Origin of the sequence: Pseudomonas nicosulfuronedens (assembly GCF_005877905.1) — a bacterium.
Taxonomy (GTDB): domain Bacteria; phylum Pseudomonadota; class Gammaproteobacteria; order Pseudomonadales; family Pseudomonadaceae; genus Pseudomonas; species Pseudomonas nicosulfuronedens.
On sequence record NZ_SWDV01000005.1, the window covers coordinates 195,767 to 219,661 of the forward strand.

At 66.3% G+C, this 23,895-nt stretch carries 23 protein-coding genes; 8 read left to right on the forward strand and 15 right to left on the reverse strand.

Annotated features, from left to right (window positions below):
* Positions 1–64 precede the first annotated feature (64 nt).
* The gene (locus FAS41_RS07650) at positions 65–814 is read right to left on the reverse strand and encodes a glucose 1-dehydrogenase (RefSeq protein ID WP_138521003.1); all 750 of its coding nucleotides are present in this window, start codon (positions 812–814) and stop codon (positions 65–67) included.
* A gap of 175 nt (positions 815–989) precedes the next feature.
* On the opposite strand from FAS41_RS07650, the gene FAS41_RS07655 reads away from it, so the two are divergent.
* Complete coding sequence (locus tag FAS41_RS07655) at positions 990–1,895, forward strand: LysR family transcriptional regulator (protein ID WP_138521004.1); 906 nt, start codon at positions 990–992, stop codon at positions 1,893–1,895.
* Positions 1,896–1,899: 4 nt separating this feature from the next.
* On the opposite strand, the gene FAS41_RS07660 is transcribed toward FAS41_RS07655, so the two are convergent.
* From FAS41_RS07660 to FAS41_RS07700, 9 genes are all read right to left on the reverse strand, one after another.
* Complete coding sequence (locus FAS41_RS07660; protein ID WP_138521005.1) at positions 1,900–2,844, reverse strand: Dyp-type peroxidase; 945 nt, start codon at positions 2,842–2,844, stop codon at positions 1,900–1,902.
* A 134-nt stretch (positions 2,845–2,978) separates the two neighbouring features.
* Complete coding sequence (locus FAS41_RS07665; RefSeq protein WP_138521006.1) at positions 2,979–3,596, reverse strand: LysE family transporter; 618 nt, start codon at positions 3,594–3,596, stop codon at positions 2,979–2,981.
* A gap of 197 nt (positions 3,597–3,793) precedes the next feature.
* The gene (locus FAS41_RS31415; RefSeq protein ID WP_425467704.1) at positions 3,794–5,308 is read right to left on the reverse strand and encodes a TonB-dependent siderophore receptor; all 1,515 of its coding nucleotides are present in this window, start codon (positions 5,306–5,308) and stop codon (positions 3,794–3,796) included.
* Positions 5,305–6,246 carry an STN domain-containing protein gene (locus tag FAS41_RS31420; protein ID WP_425467701.1) on the reverse strand — a complete coding sequence of 314 codons (942 nt, stop codon included), beginning with the start codon at positions 6,244–6,246 and terminating at the stop codon, positions 5,305–5,307. The genes FAS41_RS31415 and FAS41_RS31420 overlap by 4 nt, the downstream gene beginning before the upstream one ends.
* 118 nt (positions 6,247–6,364) lie before the next feature.
* A complete protein-coding gene (locus FAS41_RS07680) occupies positions 6,365–7,318 on the reverse strand; it encodes a FecR domain-containing protein (protein ID WP_138521007.1) in 954 nt (317 codons plus the stop codon).
* The gene (locus FAS41_RS07685) at positions 7,315–7,833 is read right to left on the reverse strand and encodes a sigma-70 family RNA polymerase sigma factor (protein WP_138521008.1); all 519 of its coding nucleotides are present in this window, start codon (positions 7,831–7,833) and stop codon (positions 7,315–7,317) included. Before FAS41_RS07685 ends, FAS41_RS07680 begins: the two co-directional genes overlap by 4 nt.
* Positions 7,834–8,089: 256 nt before the next feature.
* Positions 8,090–10,489 (reverse strand): TonB-dependent siderophore receptor, encoded by a 2,400-nt coding sequence (locus FAS41_RS07690; protein WP_138521009.1) that lies wholly within the window; start codon positions 10,487–10,489, stop codon positions 8,090–8,092.
* 93 nt (positions 10,490–10,582) lie between these two features.
* Positions 10,583–11,425, reverse strand: coding sequence for a FecR family protein (locus FAS41_RS07695; RefSeq protein ID WP_246084833.1), 843 nt, complete (start codon positions 11,423–11,425; stop codon positions 10,583–10,585).
* A complete protein-coding gene (locus FAS41_RS07700; protein ID WP_171049461.1) occupies positions 11,422–11,955 on the reverse strand; it encodes a sigma-70 family RNA polymerase sigma factor in 534 nt (177 codons plus the stop codon). The genes FAS41_RS07695 and FAS41_RS07700 overlap by 4 nt, the downstream gene beginning before the upstream one ends.
* Positions 11,956–12,164: 209 nt before the next feature.
* Between FAS41_RS07700 and FAS41_RS07705 the strand changes: the two genes are divergently transcribed.
* From FAS41_RS07705 to arsH, 4 genes are read left to right on the forward strand one after another with little or no spacing between them, the layout of a single operon-like run.
* A complete protein-coding gene (locus tag FAS41_RS07705; RefSeq protein WP_138521010.1) occupies positions 12,165–12,512 on the forward strand; it encodes a metalloregulator ArsR/SmtB family transcription factor in 348 nt (115 codons plus the stop codon).
* 21 nt (positions 12,513–12,533) lie between these two features.
* Entirely contained in the window at positions 12,534–13,817 is a 1,284-nt protein-coding gene (locus tag FAS41_RS07710) for an arsenic transporter (protein ID WP_138521011.1), read from the forward strand.
* A gap of 27 nt (positions 13,818–13,844) precedes the next feature.
* Positions 13,845–14,315 carry an arsenate reductase ArsC gene (locus FAS41_RS07715; protein WP_138521012.1) on the forward strand — a complete coding sequence of 157 codons (471 nt, stop codon included), beginning with the start codon at positions 13,845–13,847 and terminating at the stop codon, positions 14,313–14,315.
* Between the two features lie 12 nt (positions 14,316–14,327).
* Positions 14,328–15,029: an arsenical resistance protein ArsH gene (gene arsH, locus FAS41_RS07720; RefSeq protein WP_138521013.1), complete on the forward strand. Its 702-nt coding sequence runs from the start codon at positions 14,328–14,330 to the stop codon at positions 15,027–15,029.
* A 71-nt stretch (positions 15,030–15,100) separates the two neighbouring features.
* Here arsH and FAS41_RS07725 read toward each other — a convergent pair whose 3' ends face one another.
* The 5 genes from FAS41_RS07725 to FAS41_RS07745 form a co-directional block, all read right to left on the reverse strand.
* Positions 15,101–15,874, reverse strand: coding sequence for an alpha/beta fold hydrolase (locus FAS41_RS07725; protein WP_138521014.1), 774 nt, complete (start codon positions 15,872–15,874; stop codon positions 15,101–15,103).
* A gap of 89 nt (positions 15,875–15,963) precedes the next feature.
* Positions 15,964–16,800 carry an oxidoreductase gene (locus FAS41_RS07730; RefSeq protein ID WP_138521015.1) on the reverse strand — a complete coding sequence of 279 codons (837 nt, stop codon included), beginning with the start codon at positions 16,798–16,800 and terminating at the stop codon, positions 15,964–15,966.
* A 45-nt stretch (positions 16,801–16,845) separates the two neighbouring features.
* A complete protein-coding gene (locus FAS41_RS07735; protein ID WP_138521016.1) occupies positions 16,846–17,346 on the reverse strand; it encodes a cytochrome P460 family protein in 501 nt (166 codons plus the stop codon).
* A gap of 14 nt (positions 17,347–17,360) precedes the next feature.
* Positions 17,361–18,368, reverse strand: coding sequence for an alpha/beta fold hydrolase (locus tag FAS41_RS07740; protein ID WP_138521017.1), 1,008 nt, complete (start codon positions 18,366–18,368; stop codon positions 17,361–17,363).
* 79 nt (positions 18,369–18,447) lie between these two features.
* Positions 18,448–19,797 (reverse strand): epoxide hydrolase family protein, encoded by a 1,350-nt coding sequence (locus FAS41_RS07745; protein WP_171049459.1) that lies wholly within the window; start codon positions 19,795–19,797, stop codon positions 18,448–18,450.
* 221 nt (positions 19,798–20,018) lie between these two features.
* Between FAS41_RS07745 and FAS41_RS07750 the strand changes: the two genes are divergently transcribed.
* From FAS41_RS07750 to FAS41_RS07760, 3 genes are read left to right on the forward strand one after another with little or no spacing between them, the layout of a single operon-like run.
* Positions 20,019–22,817, forward strand: a complete 2,799-nt coding sequence (locus FAS41_RS07750; protein ID WP_138521018.1) for a PAS domain-containing protein — start codon at positions 20,019–20,021, stop codon at positions 22,815–22,817.
* Positions 22,817–23,188, forward strand: coding sequence for a response regulator transcription factor (locus tag FAS41_RS07755; protein WP_138521019.1), 372 nt, complete (start codon positions 22,817–22,819; stop codon positions 23,186–23,188). Before FAS41_RS07750 ends, FAS41_RS07755 begins: the two co-directional genes overlap by 1 nt.
* 32 nt (positions 23,189–23,220) lie before the next feature.
* Positions 23,221–23,892, forward strand: a complete 672-nt coding sequence (locus tag FAS41_RS07760) for a response regulator transcription factor (RefSeq protein ID WP_246084834.1) — start codon at positions 23,221–23,223, stop codon at positions 23,890–23,892.
* Positions 23,893–23,895: the final 3 nt, after the last annotated feature.

Here is a 23,895-nt window from a genome sequence, read left to right on the forward strand (position 1 = left end):
CTCAAAGGCCAGAGCCATGCAGGCAGGCCGGCCAGGGTTGTGCCCTGACCGGCCCGCTGCGTGGTCAGACCTGAGCCATGCCGCCATCGACGAACAGTTCGACGCCGTTGATGAAGCTGGCCGAGTCCGACGCCAGGAAGACCACCGCCTTGCCGATCTCCCGCGGCTCGCCCAGGCGGCCCAGCGGCACCTGGCTGGCCAGAGCGTCGAACAGGCCCTGGCGTGCTTCCTCGGGCACCAGGTCGCCTAGGCCGGGCGTGCGCACCGGGCCGGGGCTGACGACATTGACGCGGATGCCACGGTCTTTCAGGTCCAGCGCCCAGGAGCGGGCGAAGTTGCGCACGGCAGCCTTGCTCGCGCTGTAGACGCTGAAGTTGGCAGTGCCCTGGATCGAGGTGGTGGACGAGGTCAGGATCACCGACGCGCCCTCGCTCAGCAGTGGCAGTGCCTTCTGCACAGTGAACAGCACGCCGCGCACGTTGGTGCCGAAGATACGGTCGAAGTGTTCTTCGGTGATCGCGCCCAACGGCAGCATGTCGCCGCCACCGGCGTTGGCGAAGAGGATGTCCAGGCGACCGGCGGTCTTCGCGATCTGCGCATACACCGCATCGAGATCGGCGAGCACCGAGGCGTCGGCGCGGATGGCCGTGGCGGCCGGGCCGATGGCTTCCACGGCGGCATCCAGTTCGGCCTGGCGGCGGCCGGTGATGAACACTCGGGCGCCTTGGGCGGCGAGTTCCTGTGCGGCGCCGAGGCCGATGCCGGTGCTGCCGCCGGTGACCAGTGCAACTTTACCAGTGAGGGACCTGTTCATGATGAGCTCCTGAGCTTTCCGAGTTGAGGGTTCTGCCTCCTGGCCGGCATCTGGCGCGGCTTTGCGGTGAGGCATGGCGCTACTCTAGGGCCCGCCGATTAGCTGAAAAAGCGCATACAATGGAATGACTATCCATGTTCATGGATAATCAGGCGATCCCGTCAAAGGAGTTCCCATGGATCAGCTCCAGGCCATCCGCGCCTTCGCTCGCGTGGTGGAAGCGGGCAACTTCACCCGCGCCGCCGACTCGCTGGACATGCCCAACGCTACCCTGAGCAAGCTGGTGCAGGAGCTGGAGGCGCACCTGGGCGTGCGCCTGCTGCAGCGCACCACGCGGCGCGTCACGGTGACGCCGGAAGGCCAGGACTATTACGCCAAGGCCAGCCGGGTGCTGCGTGACCTGGAAGACATCGATTCATCCTTCAACATCGCCCGCAGCAAGCCGCGCGGCCACCTGCGCATCGACGTGGGCGGCTCGACCGCACGGGACGTACTGTTGCCTCTGCTGCCCGACTTCCTCGCGCGCTATCCGGATATCCGCATCGACCTGGGCGTGTCCGATCGCTCGGTGGACCTGATCGGCGACAACGTCGACTGTGTGATTCGCGGCGGTGCACTGGACGCCTCGTCGCTGGTGGCCCGTGGCATCGGCCACGCGACCATGGTCACCTGCGCCTCTTCGGAGTACCTGCGCCACAACGGTATCCCCGCCTACCCGGAGGAGTTGCGCAACGGCCACCGGCTGGTCAGCTACCTGTCGCCGCAGAATGGCCGGGCGGTACCCTTCCGCTTCGAGCGCGACGGTGAGCGCAGCGAGCTGAAGATCGAGCACCGCATCGGCGTCAACGAGAGCAACGCGCACCTGGCCGCCTGCGTGGCCGGCCTGGGCATCATCCAGACGTTCTCCTACGCCGCCGGCGCCGCCCTGCGCGAGGGTTCACTGGTGGAGATTCTTGCGGACTGGCGTCCGGCGCCCTACCCCTTCCACGTCGTCTATCCGCACAACCGCTACGTGACGCACCGCCTGCGGGTGTTCATCGACTGGCTGGTGGAGTGTTTCCCGAGCAAGGTTGCCGGGTAAGCACTCAGGGCTGCTTGTCGGCCAGCGCTTCGAGCAGATCGGCCGATGGCACGAAGAACAGGCTACCGGTTACCGCCTTGCTGTAGTCCAGCAGGCGGTCGTAGTTGCCGGCCGGGCGGCCGACGAACATGTTCTCCAGCATTTCCTCCACCGGTGCCGGCGAGCGCGCGTAACCGATGAAGTAGGTGCCGAATTCCCCCGCGCCGGGCCTGCCGAATGGCATGTTATCGCGCAGGATCTTCACCTCCTGGCCGTCCTTCTCCAGGGTGGTCAGCGAACTGTGCGAGCAGCTCGGCTTCACGTCGTCGCCCAATTCGATATCGGCCAGCTTGGTGCGCCCGATGATGCGTTCCTGGGCCTCGGTGGAGAGCTGGTTCCAGCCGGCCATGTCGTGCAGGTATTTCTGCACCAGCACGTAGCTGCCTCCGGCGAATTCCGCGTCCTCGTCGCCGATCAGGGTGAAGTGCGGCACCTCGCGGCCTTCCGGATTCTCGGTACCGTCGACGAAGCCGATGATGCTGCGCATGTCGAAGTAGCGGAAACCCTGCACCTCATCGACCACCGTGACCGCATCGCCCAGGCGCGCGACCAGTTGCGATGCCAGTTCGAAGCAGAGGTCCATCTGCTCGGCGCGGATGTGCAGCAGCAGGTCCCCCGGCGTGGAAACCGCGACCCGCTCGCCGCTGCCGATCTCGCGGAAGGCATGCAGGGAAGCCGGGCGCGGAGCGCCGAATAGCGCATCCCATGCAGCCGAACCGAAGCCCACCACACAGGACAGGTTGCCCGTCGGTACGCGCTTGCCGACCGAGCGCACCAGCGCGGCGACGTCTTCGCAAAGCGCGCGCACCGGGCTCCAGTCCTTGCCCGGTGCCAGGGTGGCGACGAGGAAGATCGCGCTGCGGGTGACCGGGCTGTCGACCGACTGGGGGACCGGGGATTCGTTGAGCATGGTTTCCATTCGCTGCCATCGAGATTGGGGGATGAGGTTATCAAAGCAGGTCGCCGACAGCCGTGACAACGCTGGCGGCGAAAAAAGGGCAGGATCAGACCAGCCCTTCGGGAAGCGGAGGCCGCGTCGCGGATCTAGCGCATCGCCGCCAGCTTGATGCCGAAACCGAGCAGGCAGGCACCGGCCAGGCGATCCAGCAGATTGGCCACGCGCGGATTGGCGCGCATGCGCTCGGCCAGCTTGTGGGTCAGCAGCACGGCTACCAGCCCATAGAGGAAGGTGACCACCGCCACGGTCGCTGCCATGAAGGCGAAGGTCACCAGCCCCTGGTGCTTCACCGGGTCGATGAACAGCGGCAGGAAGGCCATGTAGAACACGATGGCCTTGGGGTTGAGCAAGGTGATCAGCATGGTCTGGCGCAGGTAGTGGCCGCTGTCCATGCGACTCTGCCGCGGTGCGCCACCGGGCTTGCTCAGCAGCATGCGCAGGCCCAGCCACGCCAGGTAGGCCGCCCCCAGCCACTGCACCGCGTGGAAGGCCGTTGGGTAGGTGGCGAGCAGCGTCGCCACACCCGCCACCGCCATCCACAGCAATACCTGGTCGCCCAGGATCACCCCGCAGGTGGCGGCCAGCCCGGCACGAATACCGCCCTTGCCCGTCGCGGTAATCAGCGCGAAGTTGCCGGGGCCGGGGATGGCCAGGAGCACCACGAAGGCAATCAGGAAGGCGCCGTAATCGGTCACGCCGAACATGGGGGATCTCCTCTGGGCAGGACGAGGCAGTCAGAACGACGGGAGTCTATCACCCATGACTGTCCGAGGTGCGGCCCTTCGTGGCCTCACCCGGCGGGTCCATCGTCGGGGCGAGCCCAGGGTCGGATAAGCCCGCAGGCCACCCGCAGGAAAGGGAGCCATGAAAGCGCCCTTCCTCAACGGGCTCGTCGCGTCGGTCAGAAGTTGTAGCTCACTGCCGCGGTGACGTTGCGCGAAGCGCCGTAGAACCCCGAACCGCCGCTGTAGAGGCTCATGAGGTACTTGCGGTTGGTGACGTTATTGAGGTTCAGCGAGGTGCTCCAATGCTTGTCGATGTCGTAGCTGGCCATCAGGTCCACCAGGGCGTAGGCGTTCTGGCGGATACGGCTGTCATCGTCGAGCTGGATCGCACTCTGCCAGCTCACGCGGGTGCCGACCTTGGCCTGGGGCAGGCCCGGCAGCTGGTAGGTCAGGCTGCTGCGCACGCTGTGGGTGGGCACGTACTGGCGCGCCTCGTGGCCGTCCGGGTCCTCGATGTGCACGTAGGTATAGCCACCCTGCAATTGCAGGCCCGGCGCCAACTGGCCGCTGGCTTCCAGTTCGACGCCACGGCTCTTGAAGTCTTCGCCTTCATAGATGTACTGGCTGCCGAGCATGTCGCCAGTGGCTTCGGCGACGTTTTCCTGCTCGGTCTTGAACAATGCGGCGGAGACGCTCAGTTGGTCATCCAGCAGGCTGCCCTTGATGCCGGTTTCGTAGCTGTGGCCTTCCAGCGGGTCGAGCACCTTTCCTTGCGCGTCGATCACGTACTGCGGGTTGAAGATCTTGGTGTAGCTGGCGTACAGCGAGTACTGGTCGTTGAGGTCGTAGACCACGCCGGTGTAGGGCGTCACCTTGCCGTGGATGCGCACGTCACGTGCCGAGCCATAGTCGCTGCCATCACTGTCGACACTGAGCATGCGCGCGCCAACGATCCAGTGCAGCCGATCGGTGAAGTTGAAGCGGGTACCGGCATAGACACTCTTCTGGCGGTCGGTGAAGTCGGCAAACTCGTTGCTGTCGTTGGTGTAGGTCAGGCTCGGCTTGGGCACGTGGCCGCCGAGGGTCTCCTCAAGGTCGGCGGGCATCATCTCGTCCTCGCTGTTGTACCAGCCGCGGTCGTGGTGGCGCGAGCGGCCGTAGTCCACCCCCAGCGTCAGGTCGTGCTGGCGACCGCCCAGGCTGAACGGGCCGCTGACCTGCGCCTCGCCCAGCAACTGCTTCTCGCTGGAATGGCTGTGGCTGGGGTCGGCCATCCACGGGGTGTCTTCGTCGTAAGCCATCAGGTAGTACATGTTGGCCTGCTGGTTCTGCTCCACGGCGGTGACGTTGAGCTTGCCCTTCCAGCCATCGCCAAAATCGTGGGTCAGTTCGGCGAAGGCGCGTTGGGTATGCACGTCCCAGTAGCTCCAGTCCTGGCCGATGTTCGAGCCACGACGGCTGTAGTGGATCGGTTCGCCGTTGTAATCGGTCAGCGGCAGGCCGCCCCAGCTGCTGCCGTTGGAGTTGCTCTTGTTGTCGGAGAAGCCGACGGTCAGGGTATCCGCGTCGGTCAGGTCGAAAGCGAGCATGCCACTGAGTACGTTCTGCTCATGGGAGTAGCGGTCCAGGTAAGAGTCGCCCACTTCGTTCGCGTAGATGAAACGCCCGCGCACGTTGCCGCTATCGGTCAGCGGGCCGGAAACGTCGAGGTCGACCCGGCGCGTATCCCACGAGCCGGCCGAGACCTCACCTGGGCGTAGGGCTGGTAGGTCGGACGCTTGCGGATGAAGTTGACCGTGGCGGAAGGGTTGCCGGTGCCGCTCATCAGGCCGTTGGCGCCGTGGAGGATGTCGACCTGCTCGTACTCGGCCATGTCCAGGTCGCCGCTGAGCAGGCCGGCGCTGAACGGCGAGCCGATGCCGTCGTACTCGAAGTTGTTGATGTCGAAGCCGCGCGAGGTGAAGTTGGTGCGGTCGGTCTCGTACTGCTCGACAGTCACTGACGGCGCGCTGCGCAAGGCATCCTTCACGCTGTTGAGGTTGAAGTCGTCGAGCTGCTCACGGGACAGGGTCGTGACCCCTTGCGGCGTCTCGCGCGGGGTCAGGCCCAGGCGCGTGGTGCTGGTATCGGCCAGCTGCTGATAGCCGGTGGGCGAGCCGGCGCTGCCGGCATCGGCCTGGATGACGGTCTCAGGCATCGCCAGGGTATCGCGGTGCTTGCCCATGACGGTGTCAGCTGGCAGTTCCAGCGCTCCAGTACTGATGTCCTGCAGCGCGTAAATGCCCTCTCCGCGCTCCACCAGTTGGTAACCGGTGCCTTGCAGCAGCCGGGCGAAGCCCTGCTCGACGGTGAAGCGGCCCTTGATCCCGGCGCTGTTGCGGCCGGCCAGCCTGGCCGGGTCGAACACCACCTGCACGCCGGCACTGGCGGCGAAACGGGACAGCACGTCGCTCAGTGCTCCCGCGCCAATGGCGTAATCGCGCGCAGCTTCTGCGGCATTCACCTGCACGGGCACCAGCGGCAGCACGGCCAGGCCGGCACAGGCCAGCGGTACCGAGCGGATCGCCGCCGCGAGAATCAGAAGAGGAAAACGACGATTGCCCGATTGCGCTCGGTAGTTCGATGCCATGCTCATTGCCATCCTTCAGGCCGCGCGATGCGCGGGTAGCTCACCCCTCCCAACGAGGCGTGTTCTCCCCTTTCCCGGACGAGAAGGAAAAAGTGCTCAGCGTGCGGGAAAATAATTTTCAGAGGGCCGCAACGCTCACCCAGTAGCGACTCACGCGGGACACCCGAACCGGCAGCGTGCGCTCCAGAGCAGTCAGCGCCAGGTCGGTATCGACCAGAGACAGCGCCCCGGAGACTCGCAGATCGGCCACCTGCGGATCGCAACGCAACACGCCATGGCGATAGCGCGACAGCTCCGTCAGTACGTCGACCAGGCGTAGATCGCGCGCCACCAGCATGCCCTGCTCCCAGAGCGCGGCACTGTCGTCCACCGCTGCAATGCGGCGCATCCCGTGGCTGTCGAACCAGGCCTGCTGGCCGGCCTCCAGAATCACCCGAGCACCGGACTGCGGACGGATTTCCACCCGCTGTTCGAACACCGCCACCTGGCACTGCTCCCCCAGTTGGCGGACGCTGAATCGGGTGCCCAGCGCCTCCACCCGGCCCTGAGCGACATCGACGAAAAACGGCCGACGCGGCGCCATCGAGTCGGCATGGGTAGTGATCAGCACCTCGCCGTTGCGAAGGTGCAGGCGGCGTTCATTCGGATCGAAACGGATATCTAGCGCGGAAGCGGTATTCAGCACCACACGGCTGCCGTCGCCCAGCGTCAGGGATTTACGCCCCCCCGTACCGGTGGAAGCATCGGCCATCCAGCCATCCCACGGTGCATGGCGCGCGGCCAGCCAGCCTGCCGGCCCAGCTACCAGCAAGGTGCCGAGCAAACGCACGGCGCGACGACGACTCATGCCCTTGAGGCCATCCAGCTGCCGCAGCGCCTGGCGCCCTACTTCGCCGGGCACCGCGTCGAAGGTACCGAACACCTGCTCGGCGCGGGACCAGGCCGCCCGGTGCGCCTCGCTCTGCCCGCGCCAGCGTTCGAAGGCTAGCCATTGGGCATCGCCGGCGGCTTCGAAGTGCAAGGTCACCACCCAGTCGGCGGCTTCCTCGAGCAGCTCCTCCGAGAGCTTCACCCTTCGCACGCCAGCATGCAGGCGACCAGCGCCTTCTGGATGTGCCGGCGCACGGTGATCAGCGCCATGCCGGTGCGCTCGGCTATATCCTTGAGCGTCAGCTCGTGGAACTGCGCCAGGAGGAACACCTCGCGTGTCTGTGCCGGCAGGCCATCGAGCATGGCATCGATACGCATCAGGGCATCGATAATCAGCCAGTGGGTCTCCGGCGACGGCACCAACGCTTCGGGCAGATGGGCGATGGCTTCGCGGTAGGCCCGCTCGACGTCCTGGCGACGCCAGAGGTCGATCACCAGGCCCTTGGCGACCTGCACCAGGTAACGCCGCGAGTCGTCCGGCTTAGGCGCCCGGCCGCTGGTGAGGATGCGCAAGTAGGTATCGTGGGCGATGTCCGCCGCATCCGGCGCGTTACCCAGACGCTGGCGCAACCAGCCGAACAGCCAGCCGTGATGGTCGCTGTACAGCTGCTGGAGGGCGACAGCCGGGGCGCGGAGAGGCAGGGCGGCAGAAGTCATGGGTGAATTTCCTTGGCACGAATGCCGGAAAATTGAAAATGAGAAAGCGTCTCATTTTATTTCAACCCATCAAGAAATCACAGTCCGCCACGGGTATCAGGTCAGACACATTCCCTCAGCCCAGCTTGCCAGCGGGAGCGCCCCGCCTTCGACCGACCAGCCGGGCACGCCCCACAGCTCCCGAAACAAGACCTTGAGTAAAACCCGGCAGGGGCGCAAAGGCTCCGGCCGGGCACTTGTCACCGCGTCACCGCCTTCAGAAGCCCGGACTGTAGCGCACGGTCAACATCAGGTTGCGCGGGTCGCCAAAACTGTTGGCCCCCCAACTGTTGCTGATGTTCTCGTAGTAGCGCTTGTCGAAGACGTTGTTCAGATTGGCCTGCAGCTGCCACTCCGTGGCCGGCTGGTACGCCAGCATGAGGTCGCTGACACTGTAGCCACCCTGCTTCACGCCGAAACTGGTGTAGGCGCTGCTCTGGGTGCGGAAGCCGCCGCCGACCGTCCAGCGCTCCAGTTCGCCGGGCAGTCGATAAGTGGTGAAGACCTTGAACAGGTTGTAGGGCGTGTCGCTGTCAAAGCGCTCGCCCTTCTCTGCCGAGTCGCTGGACTTGGTGTACTCGGCTCCGGCGTAGGTGTAGCCGGCGGACATCTGCCAGCCCGGCGCCAGTTCACCGCCCACTTCCAGCTCGACGCCCCGGGTACGTACTTCGCCGCTGGCCTCGTAGCAGGCGCTGACTCCCGGCGCGCATTGTGCGGACGGCAGCGACTTGGCGAGGTTCTCCTGCACCAGCTGGAACAGCGCTGCGCTGGCATTGAGCGCCCCGCCGAAATACTCGCCCTTGATACCGGTTTCATAGTTGGTGCCGGTCACCGGCTCCAGCAGGCTGCCGCTCGCGCTCTGGGCGGCCTGGGGTTTGAAGATGCGGGTCCAGCTGGCGTAGACCGAATAGGTGTCGTCCAGGTCGTAGATGACCCCGGCATAGGGGGTGTACTCGCGAGTCGCCTTGTAGTCATCACCGAAGCTGTATTCGCCCGAATGGGTGAGCTGTTCGTACTCGTACCAGTCCAGGCGCGAGCCGAGGATCAGGTGCAGGTCATCGCGCAGGTTGAAGCGAGCCGTGGCGTAGGTGCTCGACTGCTGCTCGTGGCCATCGCGCGACCAGTTGTTGTCGATGGCCGGCTTGGGATAGGCCTTGGGGTCGAAGTGCTGCGGATCGACGATCACGTCCGAGTCAATGCCCGGGCCACCAGGACCATCATCGGTCTCGTCACGTCGCCAACTGGCGCCGACCACCAGTTCGTGGGTCGCGCCGAACAGGCTGAAAGGGCCGCTGGCATAGGTATCGACACTCTTCTGGGTGTGCTGGTAGGTGTAGCGGCCGATGTTCAGGTGGTAGGCGTCGTTCTCGTCGGTGTAGAGGCTGCCGCCGAGCATGTCCATGTCGCCGCGCAGCCAGGTCGCGTTGAGGCGCAGCTTCCAGTCATTGTCGAAACGATGCTCGACTTCGGCGAAAGCACTGCGGTTTTCCTTGTCCCAGTAGGTCCAGTCCGGCGCCGTGCGCGCGGAGCGGGAGAAGTCGAAGAAGCTGCCATCGGGTCGCGTGGGCAGACCATTCCAGTCGGCACCGGGATTGTCCTCGCGGTTGTACCAGGCCCCCAGCGTGAGGGTCGTGGCCTCGTTCAGGTCGTATTCGCCAATCCCGTAGAACAACTGGCGCTGGTTGCCATAGGCGTCGACGAAGCTGTTGCGATCCTGGTAGGCGCCGACGAACCGACCGCGCAAGTCGCCGCTGTCACTCAGCTTGCCGCTGACATCGACCTCGCCCCGGTAATCGTCCCAGCGTCCGACGCTGCCGGTGAGGGTCAGTTGCGGCGCCAAGGTCGGGCGCTTGCGCACCAGGTTGAGGGTGCCCGACGGGTTGCCCGCACCGACCATCAGGCCGGATGCGCCGCGCACCACTTCCACGTGGTCATACATGGCCAGCGTCGAAGTGCCGAGGGTGTCGCTGTCATACGCCACCGGCAGGCCGTCGATCATGATGCTGTCGATGGCCGCGCCACGGGAATAGAACTCCGGACGCTCGCCCCCGGTCTTGCGCAGGGTCAGGCCCGGCGTATAGGTGGCGATGTCTTCCAGCTTCTGCAGGTTCTGGTCGTCCATGCGTTGGCGACTGACCACGGTGACCGACTGCGGTGTTTCCCGCAGCGAAGTGGCCAGCTTGGTGCCCACGCTCATGTTTCCGGTGGTGTAGGAGCCGCTGTGCTCGGTGACTTCGCCCAACGCCCTCCCCAGCACCTGGGTCGAATCCATCTCCAGCACCGCATCCGACTGAGGCGCGGCCACCAGGAAGCTGCCATCGGCGGTCTGTTCCAGTCGCAGCCGGGTTCCCCGCAGCAATTGCCGCAGGGCCTGCTGCACACTCAGCTCGCCATCGAGCGCCGGTGCCTGCAGCCCGGCGGCGGCATCGGTGGCAAACAGGATGCGAGTGCCGGTCTGCCGCGCCAGCTCGTTGAGCGCCCTGTCCAGTGGTTGCGCCGGCAGCGAAAGCGCGTGGCGCACTTCCTGCGCGTGCAGGGTGGAGGCCAGCAACAGGCCGCCGGCCAGTAGCGAAAGGCGCGCGAAACCGCAGCGGCGCGAGGGTACTTTAGTGTCCATTCAACTCCCCAGTGACACGATCAAATGACGTTCACAGGGATAGGCGGATGGCGAACCTGAATAGGTGACGTCGCGTCGCAACTTTTTTTCCGATCAGCGCGCACTGACCTCGACGCTGCCGTCCGGCTGTCGACTCACCCTCACTGGCAGGATCGACGGCAGCAGATCGATCAGCGATTCCACCGCCCGGCTGTCGAACTCGCCCGACACACGCAGGCCGGCCACCCGTGGATCGCCCAGGCGGATCGGTGCCGCGCGGTAACGCTGGATATCCGCCAGCACATCCTGCAAGGGCGTGCCGTCGAAACTGAGCTTGCCGTGCTGCCAGGCGATGGCACGCGCCGCGTCTGCCGTCTGCACCTGCCCCAGGCTCGAACGGGTGGCATTGATCTGCTGCCCCACCTCCAGACGCTGCTCCGGTGAACTCGAGCTGGATACTGCGACGGTGCCTTCGAGTACCGTCACCGAGACACCGCGCCGGTCGCTGCGCACGTTGAAGGCCGTACCGATATCCCGGACGGAAACGCCCTGGCTGCGCACGGTGAATGGCTTCGGCCCATGTGCCACGGTGAAGGTCGCCTCCCCTTCCACCAGCTCGATCTGCCGGCTACGCAAGCGACTCTCGACGTGCAGGGTGGTGGCGCTGTTGAGCACGACCCGGCTGCCGTCTGCCAACCGCAGGCTCTCGCTCTGCCCGACCGACGTGCGCAACTCTTCGCTGCGCCAGGCCGGGTCGGCGAACCACAGCCCCACACCCAGCGCCAGCACGGAAAGACTCCCCGACACAGCCTGCTTGCGCCGACGTTGCCGCGCACTGAAGGCCTTGGCTTCGGCGAGTAGCTCACTGCGCGAAGGCACGCGCGCCTTGAGCGCCTGCTCGAAGGGCTCCAGCGGATCGCTGGCCTGGGGATTGTGCGGCGGCTCCTTGCGCATCATCGACCCGCCAGCGCTCGCCGCGCCGGCTCCCAATCGCGGGCGATCGCAGCCATGGCGCGGGAAAGATGCTTGCCGACCATGTTCAGGGTGATGCCCAGTTCGCGGGCAATGTCCTGGCGGGGCATGTCATGGATGCGATGCAGCAGGAAGATCTGGCGCGCTCGCGCGGGCAGCGCCTCGATGATCGCGACCAACGCTTCCAACTGCTGCTCGAAGTCCAGCGCGCAGGCGCCATCCACCTCATGCACGTGCCAATCGGGCACCTCGGCGGACAACTCGAAATACGCGTTGCGGGTATGGTCCGCCCGGCTGCGATCGATGGCCTTGTTGAAAGAGGCGCGGCGCAGGAACGCCAGCGGCAACTTGATGGGCTCCTTTGGCGGTTTCTCCATCACCTGGACGCAGACGTCATGCACCACGTCGCGCGCGAACTGGCTGCCCTGAAAACGGCGGCGAATGTACTCGACGAGATCGTCGTAGTGCAGCGCCAGCGCGCCAATCAGCTCCGCGCCTGGAGGTACCCGGGTCATTGCATCCATTGCCACTAAATGAGATTGAGTCGCATTATATACAGCTCATCTCAAATGGCTAGCAGTGGCTGGCTGGAGCGCATGGGGCCAAATCCCCACGCTCGGACGCGACCTCAAGAGACAGCGTTTAGCGGACGCTCCAGCCCAGTGAGCTTGTCAGAATATATGGAAATACGTATATTCGATTTTCCATATGTAATGGTCACCCCATGATTACTCCACCCGAAGTCTTCAAGAGCCTGGCCGACGAGACTCGCGCTCGCGCCACCCTGCTCATCGCCAACCTCGGCGAGCTCTGTGTCTGCGAGCTGATGTGCGCCCTGGACGACAGCCAACCGAAGATCAGCCGCCACCTGGCACAACTGCGCGGCAGCGGCCTGCTGCTCGATCGCCGCCAGGGCCAGTGGGTGTATTACCGCCTCAATCCCGAACTGCCTGCCTGGGTACACGAGATGCTGCAGGTTACCCTGCTGGCCAACGCGCAATGGTTGGCCGACAACACCCTCCGCCTGCAGAACATGGACGGCCGCCCCGTCCGTGACGCCGCCTGCTGCTGATCCTTTCCTAGCGAGTATCCAATGCTGGTCGCCGTTGCTGTCTTCGTCTTCACCCTCGCTCTGGTCATCTGGCAACCCAAGGGCCTTGGCGTCGGCTGGAGCGCGGCCCTGGGGGCAATCATCGCCCTGGCTGCCGGGGCGGTTTCCCTGCACGACATCCCGACCGTGTGGGCCATCGTCTGGAATGCCACCGCCACCTTCATCGCCGTCATCATCATCAGCCTGCTGCTGGATGAGGCCGGCTTCTTCGAGTGGGCGGCGCTGCATGTGGCGCGCTGGGCAAACGGCAGCGGTTATCGCCTGTTCGCCTTCTGCGTGCTGCTCGGGGCGGCCGTCTCGGCGCTCTTCGCCAACGATGGGGCTGCACTGATCCTTACCCCCATCGTCATGTCGATGCTCCTCGCCCTGCGCTTTTCACCCGCGGCGACCCTGGCCTTCGTCATGGCCGCCGGCTTCATCGCCGACACCGCCAGCCTGCCACTGGTGGTCTCCAACCTGGTGAACATCGTCTCGGCCGACTACTTCGACCTGGGCTTCGCCGAATACGCCTCGGTGATGGTGCCAGTGAACCTCGCCAGCGTTGCCGCGACGCTGCTGGTTCTGTTCCTGTTCTTCCGCCGCGATATTCCGAAGCAGTACGCGCTCGATGCACTGAAGGAGCCGAAGGCCGCCATTCACGATCGCGCCACCTTCGTGGTCGGCTGGTGGACGCTGCTGGTGCTGCTGATCGGGCTGTTCGCCGTGGAGCCGCTGGGCGTACCGGTCAGCGCCGTGGCTGCTGCCTGCGCGGCGATCCTGTTTACCGTCGCCGCGCGCGGGCACCGCATCTCCAGCCGCCGAGTGCTGCGCGAAGCACCCTGGCAGGTGGTGATCTTCTCCCTCGGCATGTACCTGGTGGTGTACGGACTGAAGAATGCCGGCCTCACGGACTTCCTCACCCACCTGCTCGACCGTCTTGCCGGGCAGGGCCTGTGGAGCGCCGCCATCGGCACCGGCCTGCTCTCGGCGCTGCTGTCCTCGGTGATGAACAACATGCCCAGCGTGCTGGTGGGCGCCCTGTCGATCCAGGCCAGCGGCGCGGAAGGTCTGGTGCGCGAGGCGATGATCTACGCCAACGTGATCGGCTGCGACCTCGGCCCGAAGATCACTCCCATCGGCAGCCTTGCCACCTTGCTCTGGCTCCATGTGCTGGAGCGCAAGGGCTTGCGCATCACCTGGGGTTACTACTTCAAGGTCGGCATCCTCCTGACCCTGCCCGTCCTGCTGATCACCCTTTCGGCCCTGGCCCTGCGCCTGAGCCTCTGACATCCGCCTTGAGCGGAGGAGCTCTCCATGCGAGTCCTGTTCATGTGCACGGCCAACAGTTGCCGCAGCATCCTGTCCGAAGCGCTGTTCAACCACCTGGCGCCGGAAGGCTTCGAGGCGATCAGCTCCGGGAGCTTCCCCAGGGGCCAGGTACTGCCCCGCAGCCTCACCACCCTGGAGCAAGCCGGTATCTCCACTGCGGGCCTGAGCAGCAAAGGCAACGACGCCTTCGAAGGCAGCCCGCCGGACATCGTCATCACCGTCTGCGACAAGGCCGCCGGCGAAGCCTGCCCGGTGTACTTCGGTCCCGCGCTGAAATCCCACTGGGGACTGGAAGACCCTTCCGAAGCGATGGGCGACGAGGCTGCCGTCAACGCCGCCTTCCGCGCCACGCTGGCCCGCATCGAGCAGCGCTGCAAAGCCTTCCTCGCCCTCTCCTTCGACACCCTCACCCGCGACGAGCTCAAGCGCGAGCTGGATCGCATCGGCTCGCTCTGAGCAGGAGGAAACATGTCCGATCAACTGCCCAACCTCGACCTTTCGCTGTTCGACCAGCCGCCAGCCGCAACTCGTACCAGCGACCACAAACCACGCATCCTGCTGATGTACGGATCGACCCGTGAGCGCTCCTTCAGCCGCCTGCTGGTGGAGGAAGCCGCGCGCCTGCTGGAACACTTCGGCGCCGAGACGCGCCTCTTCAATCCTTCGGGCCTGCCGCTACCTGACGACGTGCCGGTGGAGCATCCCAAGGTGCAGGAACTGCGCGATCTGGTGCTGTGGTCGGAAGGCCAGGTGTGGTGCTCGCCGGAACGCCACGGAGCACTATCGGCCGTGTTCAAGGCGCAGATCGACTGGATTCCCCTGGCACTCGGCGCTGTCCGCCCAACGCAGGGCAAGACGCTGGCAGTAATGCAGGTTTGCGGCGGCTCGCAGTCGTTCAACGTGGTCAACCAGCTGCGCGTGCTCGGACGCTGGATGCGCATGTTCACCATCCCCAACCAGTCCTCGGTCCCCAAGGCCTACCTGGAGTTCGACGACGCCGGTCGCATGAAACCTTCGGCGTACTACGATCGTGTGGTCGACGTCATGGAGGAACTGGTGAAGTTCACCTGGCTACTGCGTGATCGCCAGGACTTCCTGGTGGACCGTTATTCCGAGCGCAAGGAAAGCGCCGAGCAGCTCTCCGCCCGCGTGAACCAGCGCTCGATCTGAAGGCTACCTGCTCGATACCCGTCTGCCGGCCAGCAGCGCGGGCACCGGCAGGTAGCAGACTCCCCCGGCGCTCAATACCCGGTAGCCGCCTTCTCGATGGAGCGCGCCACCACCTCGGGGTGCGAGACCATGACCACATGGGACGCCCCGCTGACCACCTCGACGCCTTTCGCATGGGCGCGCTCTGCCATGAAGGCCATCGCCTGTGGCGGGATGTTGCGGTCCTGGTCGCCATAGACGAACCACGACGGAATCGCCGTCCAGGCAGCCGCGCCGGCCTTCTCGTTCAGCGCCGCTTCGGTGACCGGCCGCTGCGCCGCTGCCATCAGCGCCGCTTCTCCGGCGGGGACATCGGCGGCGAACTGATCGTGAAACTTGTCCTGCTGGATGTACAGGTCCTTGCCACCATCGACCAACGGCACTGGGGCGGCCAGGGTCGGGCCGAGTGTGCTGCCAGGGAACTTGCCGGCCAGCTCGGCGGCGCTCTCCCCCTTCTGCGGGGCGAACGCGGCGACATAGACCAGCGCCTTGACGTTGGGCCGGTCACTGGCAGCCGCACTGATTACGTTGCCGCCGTAGGAATGGCCCACCAGCACCACCGGCCCCTTGACGCTGCCGACGATGTTGCCGATGTAGGCGCCATCGCTGGCCACCCCGCGCAAGGGGTTGGCGGCGGCGATCACGCTGTAGCCGTCTTTTTCCAGGATACGGGTCACGCCATTCCAGCTGGAGGCATCGGCAAAGGCGCCGTGCACCAGCACCACCGTCGGTTTCATCGGCGCAGCGAAAGCGCTGCCGGCCAGCAGGCCGCTGGCGAGCGCCAGGGCGGTAAGGGTCTTCTTCATCGTGGATCTCCTTGCTGAGGGATAAATGACTTGCGAATAAAAAGCCCCGCACGGTGGCTCGGGGGAATCTCAGACCGTGCAGGGAACGCTCATGCCGAGCGGGGAAAATCACTGGACTCGCTCAGCTCGCGCCACAGGCGCAGCTCGGCCAGTCGGGCCTTGTCAGCGTTTTCGATGGCCAGTACGGCGTCGGTGCCCAGGGCCAGGCGCAACGGCGGACGATCCATCCAGGCCACGGCGAGGATCGCCTGCGCGGCACGCTGTGGGTCGCCCGGCTGGTTGCCGTCGTAGGCCCGCTGCCGGCGCGCCACGGCGCCTACCACGGCGTCGTACTCGAGACGTCCTTCTGAAAGCCTCGTAGAGGCGCCGGCAAAGTCGGTACGCAGGCCGCCGGGTTCTATGATCGTCACCCGCACGCCGACCTGCGCCATCTCGCGCGCCAGCACTTCGGAAAATCCCTCGACGCCCCATTTCGCCGCCGAATAGGGCGCACGTCCCGGCGCACCGATGCGCCCGCCCACCGACGACAGCTGGATGATGTGGCCGCTGCGCTGCCGGCGCAGCACCGGAATTGCCGCCTTGGTGACGATGATGGTGCCGAACAGGTTGGTTTCGATCTCCCGGCGGAACTCCTCCAGCGAGGTGTCTTCCACCGAGTTGATGTTGCCGAAGCCGGCGTTGTTGACCAGCACGTCGAGTCCGCCGAACTGCTCGACCATCTGCGCCATGGCGTCCTGCGCGGCACTTGGGTCGGTAACGTCCAAGGGCGCCAGACGCAATGTCTGCGGGTAGAGCCGGGCGAGGTCCGCCAGCGCGTCCGGGTCGCGGGCGGTAGCCAGCAGGCGGTGCCCGGCCTGCAGCACCGCCTCGGCCAGCGCCCGGCCCAGTCCGCGGGAACAACCGGTGATCAGCCATCGTTGGTTCATGGGAACCTCCCCTTCTCTCAAGGTGTAACGCTCAAGGTGCAGCTCTCAGGGTGCGTAGCGGGTAAAGACCAGGTCGTGGTCCTTCACCCGCGCCTGGTGGCAGGCCAAGCAGGTCTGGTGCTGCGCCTCGTCGGCGGGCTTGCCGTCGATGAAACGGGCGAAGCCCCACCCGCCGGTGGCCGCGTACTTCTTCGAGTCCTTGACCATGAACTGCACGGTAGTCGCGGCGCCGGGAATCGACGCGGGCTCGAATTCCGGCGACTGCACGTGCTTCCAGGCGAGCTTGGCCAGCACGCTGCCGTCGGGGAACGGCAAGGTGCCGGCTCGGTAGGCCTTCATCGCGATGTCGTTACCCAGCACGGCGCGCAACTCGTTCAGTGGCGCCGCCTCCTGGGCCGGCGCGATCAGTTGCCAGTTGCGGTAGCCCTCAGGCATGCGCACCCCGTAGATCGGCGACGCGTCGCCGTCGGCCCTGACGCCCGTCGTCACGAGGAGGACGAATCCGGCCAGGACGATGCGACGCAGCGTGGTTCCGTTGCTATTCATGGCGGATCTCCGGCTCACAGATGATCGGCGTCGACCACCGCCTTGACGAAGGCGTCCGGTGCCTCCTGCGGCAGGTTGTGGCCAACGCCTCCGGTGATAAGGCGGTACTCGTACTTGCCGCTGAAGCGCTTGGCGTAGGCCTCGGCCGGCGGATGCGGGGCGCCGTTGGCGTCCCCTTCGAGGGTGATGGTCGGCACCTTGATGGCCGGGAATGCCGCCAGCTTCTTCTCCAGCTCCGCGTAACGCGGCTCGCCCTGGGCGAGGTTCAGGCGCCAGCGGTAGTTGTGGATGGAGATCGCGCCGTGGTCGGGGTTGTCCAGGGCCTGGGCGCTGCGCTCGAAGGTGGCATCGTCGAACTTCCACTGCGGCGAAGCCAGTTGCCAGATCAGCCTGGCGAACTCGTGGCGGTACTTGTCGTAGCCGGCCTTGCCGCGCTCGGTGGAGAAATAGAACTGGTACCACCACTGCAGCTCGGCAGCCGGTGGCAGCGGCGCCTTGCCCGCTTCCTGGCTGCCGATCAGGTAGCCGCTGACCGACACCAGCGCCTTCACCCGCTCCGGCCAGAGCGCCGCGACGATGTCCGCCGAGCGTGCGCCCCAGTCGTAGCCGGCCAGCACGGCACTCTTGATCTTCAGCGCGTCCATGAAGTCGATGACGTCCACCGCCAGCGCGACCGGCTCACCATTGCGCTGGGTCGAGGCGGAGAGGAAGCGCGTTTCGCCATAGCCACGGGCATAGGGAATCAGCACGTGGTAGCCCTTGGCGGCCAGTTGCGGCGCTACTTCGGTGTAGCTGTGGATGTCGTACGGCCAGCCGTGCAGCAGGATCACCACCGGGCCATCGGCCGGGCCGGCTTCGGCGTAGGCGACATTGAGCAGGCCGGCGTCGACGTGCTTGAGCGGGCCGAAAGTCGGATCTGCCGACGGCGCGTTAGCGGCCTGCGCCACCGAGCAGGAAGTGAATTGCGCGAGAGCGATAGCCAGCGCCGAGGCGCCGAGGAGCGGTTGCTTGAAGGGGTTCATCACGGGTCTCCAGGGCAGGCGTCTGGCCTGCCCGGTGGTTGCCGGCAAGCGGCGGTCGGTTGGCGGGTGACTGGTGGGCCTAGTGGCTGGTCAGGCTGCTTCGCAGCGGGCGGAACGCCTCGCGCAGCTCCTCGCTGAACAGCTGTGGCTGCTCCCAGGCGGCGAAATGGCCGCCCTTGTCCACCGCGTGGAAGTAATCCAGCGAGGGATAGGCGCGCTGCGCCCAGCTTTTCGGCGCGCGGTAGATCTCGCCGGGGAACACGGTGATGGCCACCGGCACCTTGATCCGGTCGGTCTTCTGCGCGGTGGCGCTGAAGTTGTTGTTGTTGTTTTCCCAGTAGAAGCGCGAAGAGGAAGCGCCGGTGTTGGTCAGCCAGTAGAGCGAGATGTCGTCAAGCATCTCGTCGCGGCTCAGCACCCGCTCGGGCTCGCCGCCGCTGTCGGTCCAGGCGGCGAACTTCTCGTACATCCAGGCGGCCATGCCGGCGGGCGAGTCGGCCAGGGAGTAGCCGATGGTCTGCGGGCGAGTCACCATCATCGCGCCGTAGGCAGCATTGCGGCCGAAGAAGGTGCTCAGCGCGTCGAAGGCGCGGCGCTCGTCGGCGCCCAGCCCGGCTGGCGCCGGGGCGCCTGAGTTGATCAGCCCGACCAGCTCCGGCGGCACCGTCGCCGGCATGTTCAGGTGGATGCCCAGCAGGCCGGCTGGGGCCAGGCGGCCAAGGGCATCGGAAATCACCGAGCCATGGTCGCCGCCCTGGGACACATAGTGGCTGTAGCCCAGGCGCTTCATCAGCACGTCCCAGGCGCGGGCCACCCGATCCGGGCCCCAGCCGGTGGCGGTCGGCTTGCCGGAAAAGCCATGGCCGGGGATCGCCGGGATCACCACGTCGAAGGCGTCTTCCGCGCGCCCACCATAGGCCACCGGGTCGGTCAGCGGGCCGATGGTCTTGAGGAACTCCAGCGGCGAGCCGGGCCAGCCGTGGGTGAGGATCAGCGGCATGGCGTGCGGCTCTTTCGAGCGCACGTGGATGAACTGGATGTCCACACCATCGATGCTGCTGATGAACTGCGGCAGCGCATTGAGCCTGGCTTCGGCGCGGCGCCAGTCATAGTCCTCGCCCCAGTAGTTCACCAGCGCGCGGACCTTCTCCAGCTGGATGCCCTGCGAGGCGTCGTTGACCGTCTCGCGGTCCGGCCAGCGCGTCGCGGCGATACGCCGGCGCAGGTCGTCCAGTTGCTCCTGGGGCACCTGGATGCGAAACGGCCGCACACGCTCATCGGCCGGCGCGGTACCGCTGGCAGTAGCAGCGAACGTTTGCTGCAGCAGGTGGTGCTGACCGTCGCCGAGCAGGAACAGACCCACGGCGGTGGCCATGAGCGTGCGGCTGAAGCGACGGCGAAGTTGAGGCGATAACGGGGCGGCTGGCATGGTCGATCTCCCTGGTTCACTGGCCGACGGATCGGCGACCTGCAGCGATATCACCAAAGCCCACCAGGCGCCGCGATTGCACCATGGTGTCGGTCGATACCTTGGTATCGGGCCCGGCGCGTGACGCACTTGCGGTGCCGCGGCCGACACCTAGGTATCATTGGCAGCCCCGCCAACAAGGCGCATGCTCGCCCCACGGCTAGCGCCGGGAGAGGACCGGTATGCACAACGAAGTCGTCGACAAGCTGCCCGACATGGTGTGGACCGCCAGCGCCGAAGGCCGCCTGGACAGCGTCAACCAGGCCTGGCGCCTGTATGCCGGGCGCGGCCTCGATTCCCTCGGCGAGCATGCCTGGCAGGCGCTGGTGCACCCCGAAGACCTAGCGGCGCTGCAGCGCGGTTGGTACGCCATCCGCCAGACCGGCGTCCCGCGCGATCTGCAGGCACGCCTGCGCCGCCACGATGGGGTGTACCGCCGCTTCCTTCTGCGCGCCCGACCGCTCGCCGACGACCTTGGCCAGCCTGCCGGCTGGTGCGGCCAGAACATCGATATCGAGGACCTGCTGCCCGCAGCGCCCGTGACCGTGACGCGCGAGACGCAGGACCTGATCGACAGCATTCCTGCACTGATCTCGCTGATGACGCCCGCGGGCGAGCTGGAGTGCGTCAACCGGCACAACAGCGACTACCTGGGCGCCAGCTTCGAGGAGCTGCGCCACTGGACCAGCTCCGACACCATCCACCCCGACGACCTGCCCCACGCGCTGGCCGCCTGGAAGCACTCGGTGGCCAGCGGCGATCCATACAACTTCCAGCAGCGGGTGCGCGGCGCGGACGGCATCTACCGCTGGTTCCACGTGCGCGCCCTGCCCCACCGCGACACCGAGGGGAACATCCAGCGCTGGTTCGTGCTGAAGGTGGACATCGACGAGCAGCGGCGCGACCAGGCATTGATCGCTCAGGCGCAGAAGTCGCTGGCCAGCGCGCTGGAAGAAGTGAGCGCCTCCGAAGACCGCCTGCGCACCCTGATCGACGCCGTGCCGGGCTTCGTCTGGCGCACCGATCCCGACGGCAGCGTCGAGTTCCTCAACCAGCGCTGGTTCGACTACACCGGCATGACCCCGGAAAACGCCGCCGGCGTCGGCTGGATGACCGCCCTGCACCCCGAAGACGCGCCGGCACTGGGCGTCTACTGGCAAGGCCTGCTGGAAGCCGGCAGCGCCGGCGAGTTCGAAGCGCGCCTGCGGCGCTTCGATGGCAGCTACCGCTGGTTCCTCATCCGCGCAGTGCCCCAGTTGGACGCGGCCGGCCGCGTACTGAAATGGTACGGCGGCAACACCGACATCCACGTACGCAAACAGGCCGAACTACTGCTGGCCGGCGAGAAGCGCCTGCTCGGACTGATGGCCGGTGGCTGCGCCCTGCCGCAGGTGCTGGACACCCTTTGCGAACTGGTGGAAACCAACCTCGAGGGCAGCCGCTGCGCCATCACCCTGGTAGCGCCCCGCCATGGCCGCTTGCCGGAAGCGACGCCGCGCCTGCAGGCCGGCGCCGCACCGCATCTGCCGGCTTCGATGTACGGCGGGGCGGACGGCCAGCCCGTGGAGGCTCATGGCAGTCCGCAAGCGCAAGTCGCGCTCGACAACGCCAGCGTGCAGGTCGACGACCTGCACGGTGAAACCCGCTGGCCCGACTGGCGCCAACAGGCTCGGGCTTGCGGGCTGCGAGCGCTGGCGGCAGTACCGGTGGTGTCCAACCACGGCGAGGTGAGCGGCATCCTCTCGGTGTATTTCCTCCAACCGCAGAGGGTGAGCGAAAGCCAGTGCGCGCTGATCTCGCAGTTCACCCACCTCGCCAGCATCGCCATCGACCGCGCCCGCAGCGAAGCCGCCCTGCGCCAGAGCGAAGCCTTCCTGGCCAAGGCCCAACGCATCAGCCTCACCGGTACCTTCTCCTGGCGCGTGGACAACGACGAGATCGCCTGGTCGGAAGAAATCTACCGGCTCCTCGACCTGCAGCCGGGCCTGACGCCGAGCTTCGAGCTGATCTTCTCGCGCATCCACCCGGACGATCGCGCCACCGTGGAAGAAATGCTCAAGTGTCAGCGCCTCGACGGCTGCGACTTCGAACACGAACACCGGCTGTTGCTTCCCAGCGGGGCCGTGCGCCACGTCCACCTGGTTGCCCAGGCCACCCGCGAGAGCGACGGCGCGCTGCTGTACATCGCTACGGCGCAGGACGTCACCCAGCGCCGCCTGGCCGAGGAAACCCTGCACCGGACCCGCGCCGAACTGGCGCACGTGGCTCGTGTGGCCAGCCTGGGCGCACTGACCGCGTCCATCGCCCACGAGGTCAACCAGCCGCTGTCGGGCATCATCACCAACGCCAGCACCTGCCTGCGCATGCTGGGTGCGCAGACTCCCAACCTGGAAGGCGCTCGGGAAACCGCGCGGCGCACCATCCGCGACGGTAACCGTGCGGCGGACGTGATCAAGCGCCTGCGCGGCCTGTTCGCCCGCCACGAAGCGGTGAGCGAGCAGGTGGATCTCAACGAAGCCGCACGGGAAGTGATCGCCATGTTGCACAACGAGCTGCAGCGCCACGGCGTGACCATACTGCCCACGCTGGCAGAGGAACTGCCCGCCGTGAGCGGCGACCGTGTGCAGCTGCAGCAGGTGATCCTCAACCTCATCCTCAATGCCATCGATGCGTTGGGCGAAGTGCATGACCGCCCCCGCCAGCTGCGCATCAGCACCGGCCATGATCTGGATACGAGCATCTTCCTGGCAGTACGCGACAACGGCGCGGGCTTCGCGCCGGAGGATGCCGGCCGCCTGTTCGATGCCTTCTTCAGCACCAAGCAGTCGGGCATGGGCATCGGCCTGTGGGTCAGCCGCTCCATCATCGAACACCACGCTGGCCGGGTCTGGGCAACCACCCACGACGGGCCGGGCTCCACCTTCATCTTCGCGCTGCCCCCGGCACTACCCAGCCACGACCAACCGACGGAGATCCGCTGATGGCTACGCCCCTGCTCGTGTCGGTGGTCGATGACGACGAATCGGTGCGCGAATCCCTGCCGGACCTGCTGCGCGAGTTCGGTTTCGAGGTGAACGCCTTCTCCTCGGCGGAAGCGTTTCTCGCCTCGGAAGCCCTGCAGACTACCCGCTGCCTGATCCTCGACGTGTCGATGCCGGGCATGAGCGGGCCACAGTTGCAGAAGGAACTGGCCCTGCGCGCCATCCACGTGCCGATCATCTTCATCACCGCCTATAGCGACGCGACCACCTGCCCGCGCCTCATCGCCCAGGGCGCGGTGGCCTGCCTGCTCAAGCCGTTCAGCGAAGCGGAACTGCTCAAGGCGCTCAGCGCCGCCCTGCCGGTCGGCTGACAGCCCGGTCGACGCCCCTCGGAGGACATGGCATGTTCAACCCCATCCCAGCCCAGCGAACGGAAGCCCTGTCGATGATCGAAGCGACACCCATCGTCTACGTGGTCGACGACGACATCTCGGTGCGCGAGTCACTGGAGTTGCTGATCCGCTCGGCCGGCTGGCGACCCAGGCTGTTCGACGCCGCCAGCGCCTTCCTCGACGAGTCGCCGAGCCTCGCGCCCAGCTGCCTGGTGCTGGACGTGAACCTGCCGGACCTCAACGGGCTCGACCTGCAGCGCAGCGTCGCCGGCGAGCGCCCGGCGATGCCGATCATCTTCATCACCGGTTATGGCGACGTACCGCTCACCGTGCGCGCGATGAAAGCCGGTGCCGTGGAGTTCCTCACCAAGCCGTTCGACAGCGACACACTGCTGAACGCCATCGCCGACGCCCTGGAACACAGCCGCGCCGCGCTCGGCCAGCAATCACGCCTGGAGGCCCTGCGCCAGGCCTACGCCCTGCTCACCGGTCGCGAGCGGGAAGTGCTGGGGATGGTGGTGGCCGGCCGCCTGAACAAGCAGGTTGCCGCCGACCTGGGCATCAGCGAGATCACCGTGAAGGCGCACCGTGGCCGGGTCATGCGCAAGATGCGGGCGCGCACGCTGCCGGACCTGGTGAACATGGCGGCATTGCTCGCCATCACGCCGCCCGAGAGCCGCTGAGTT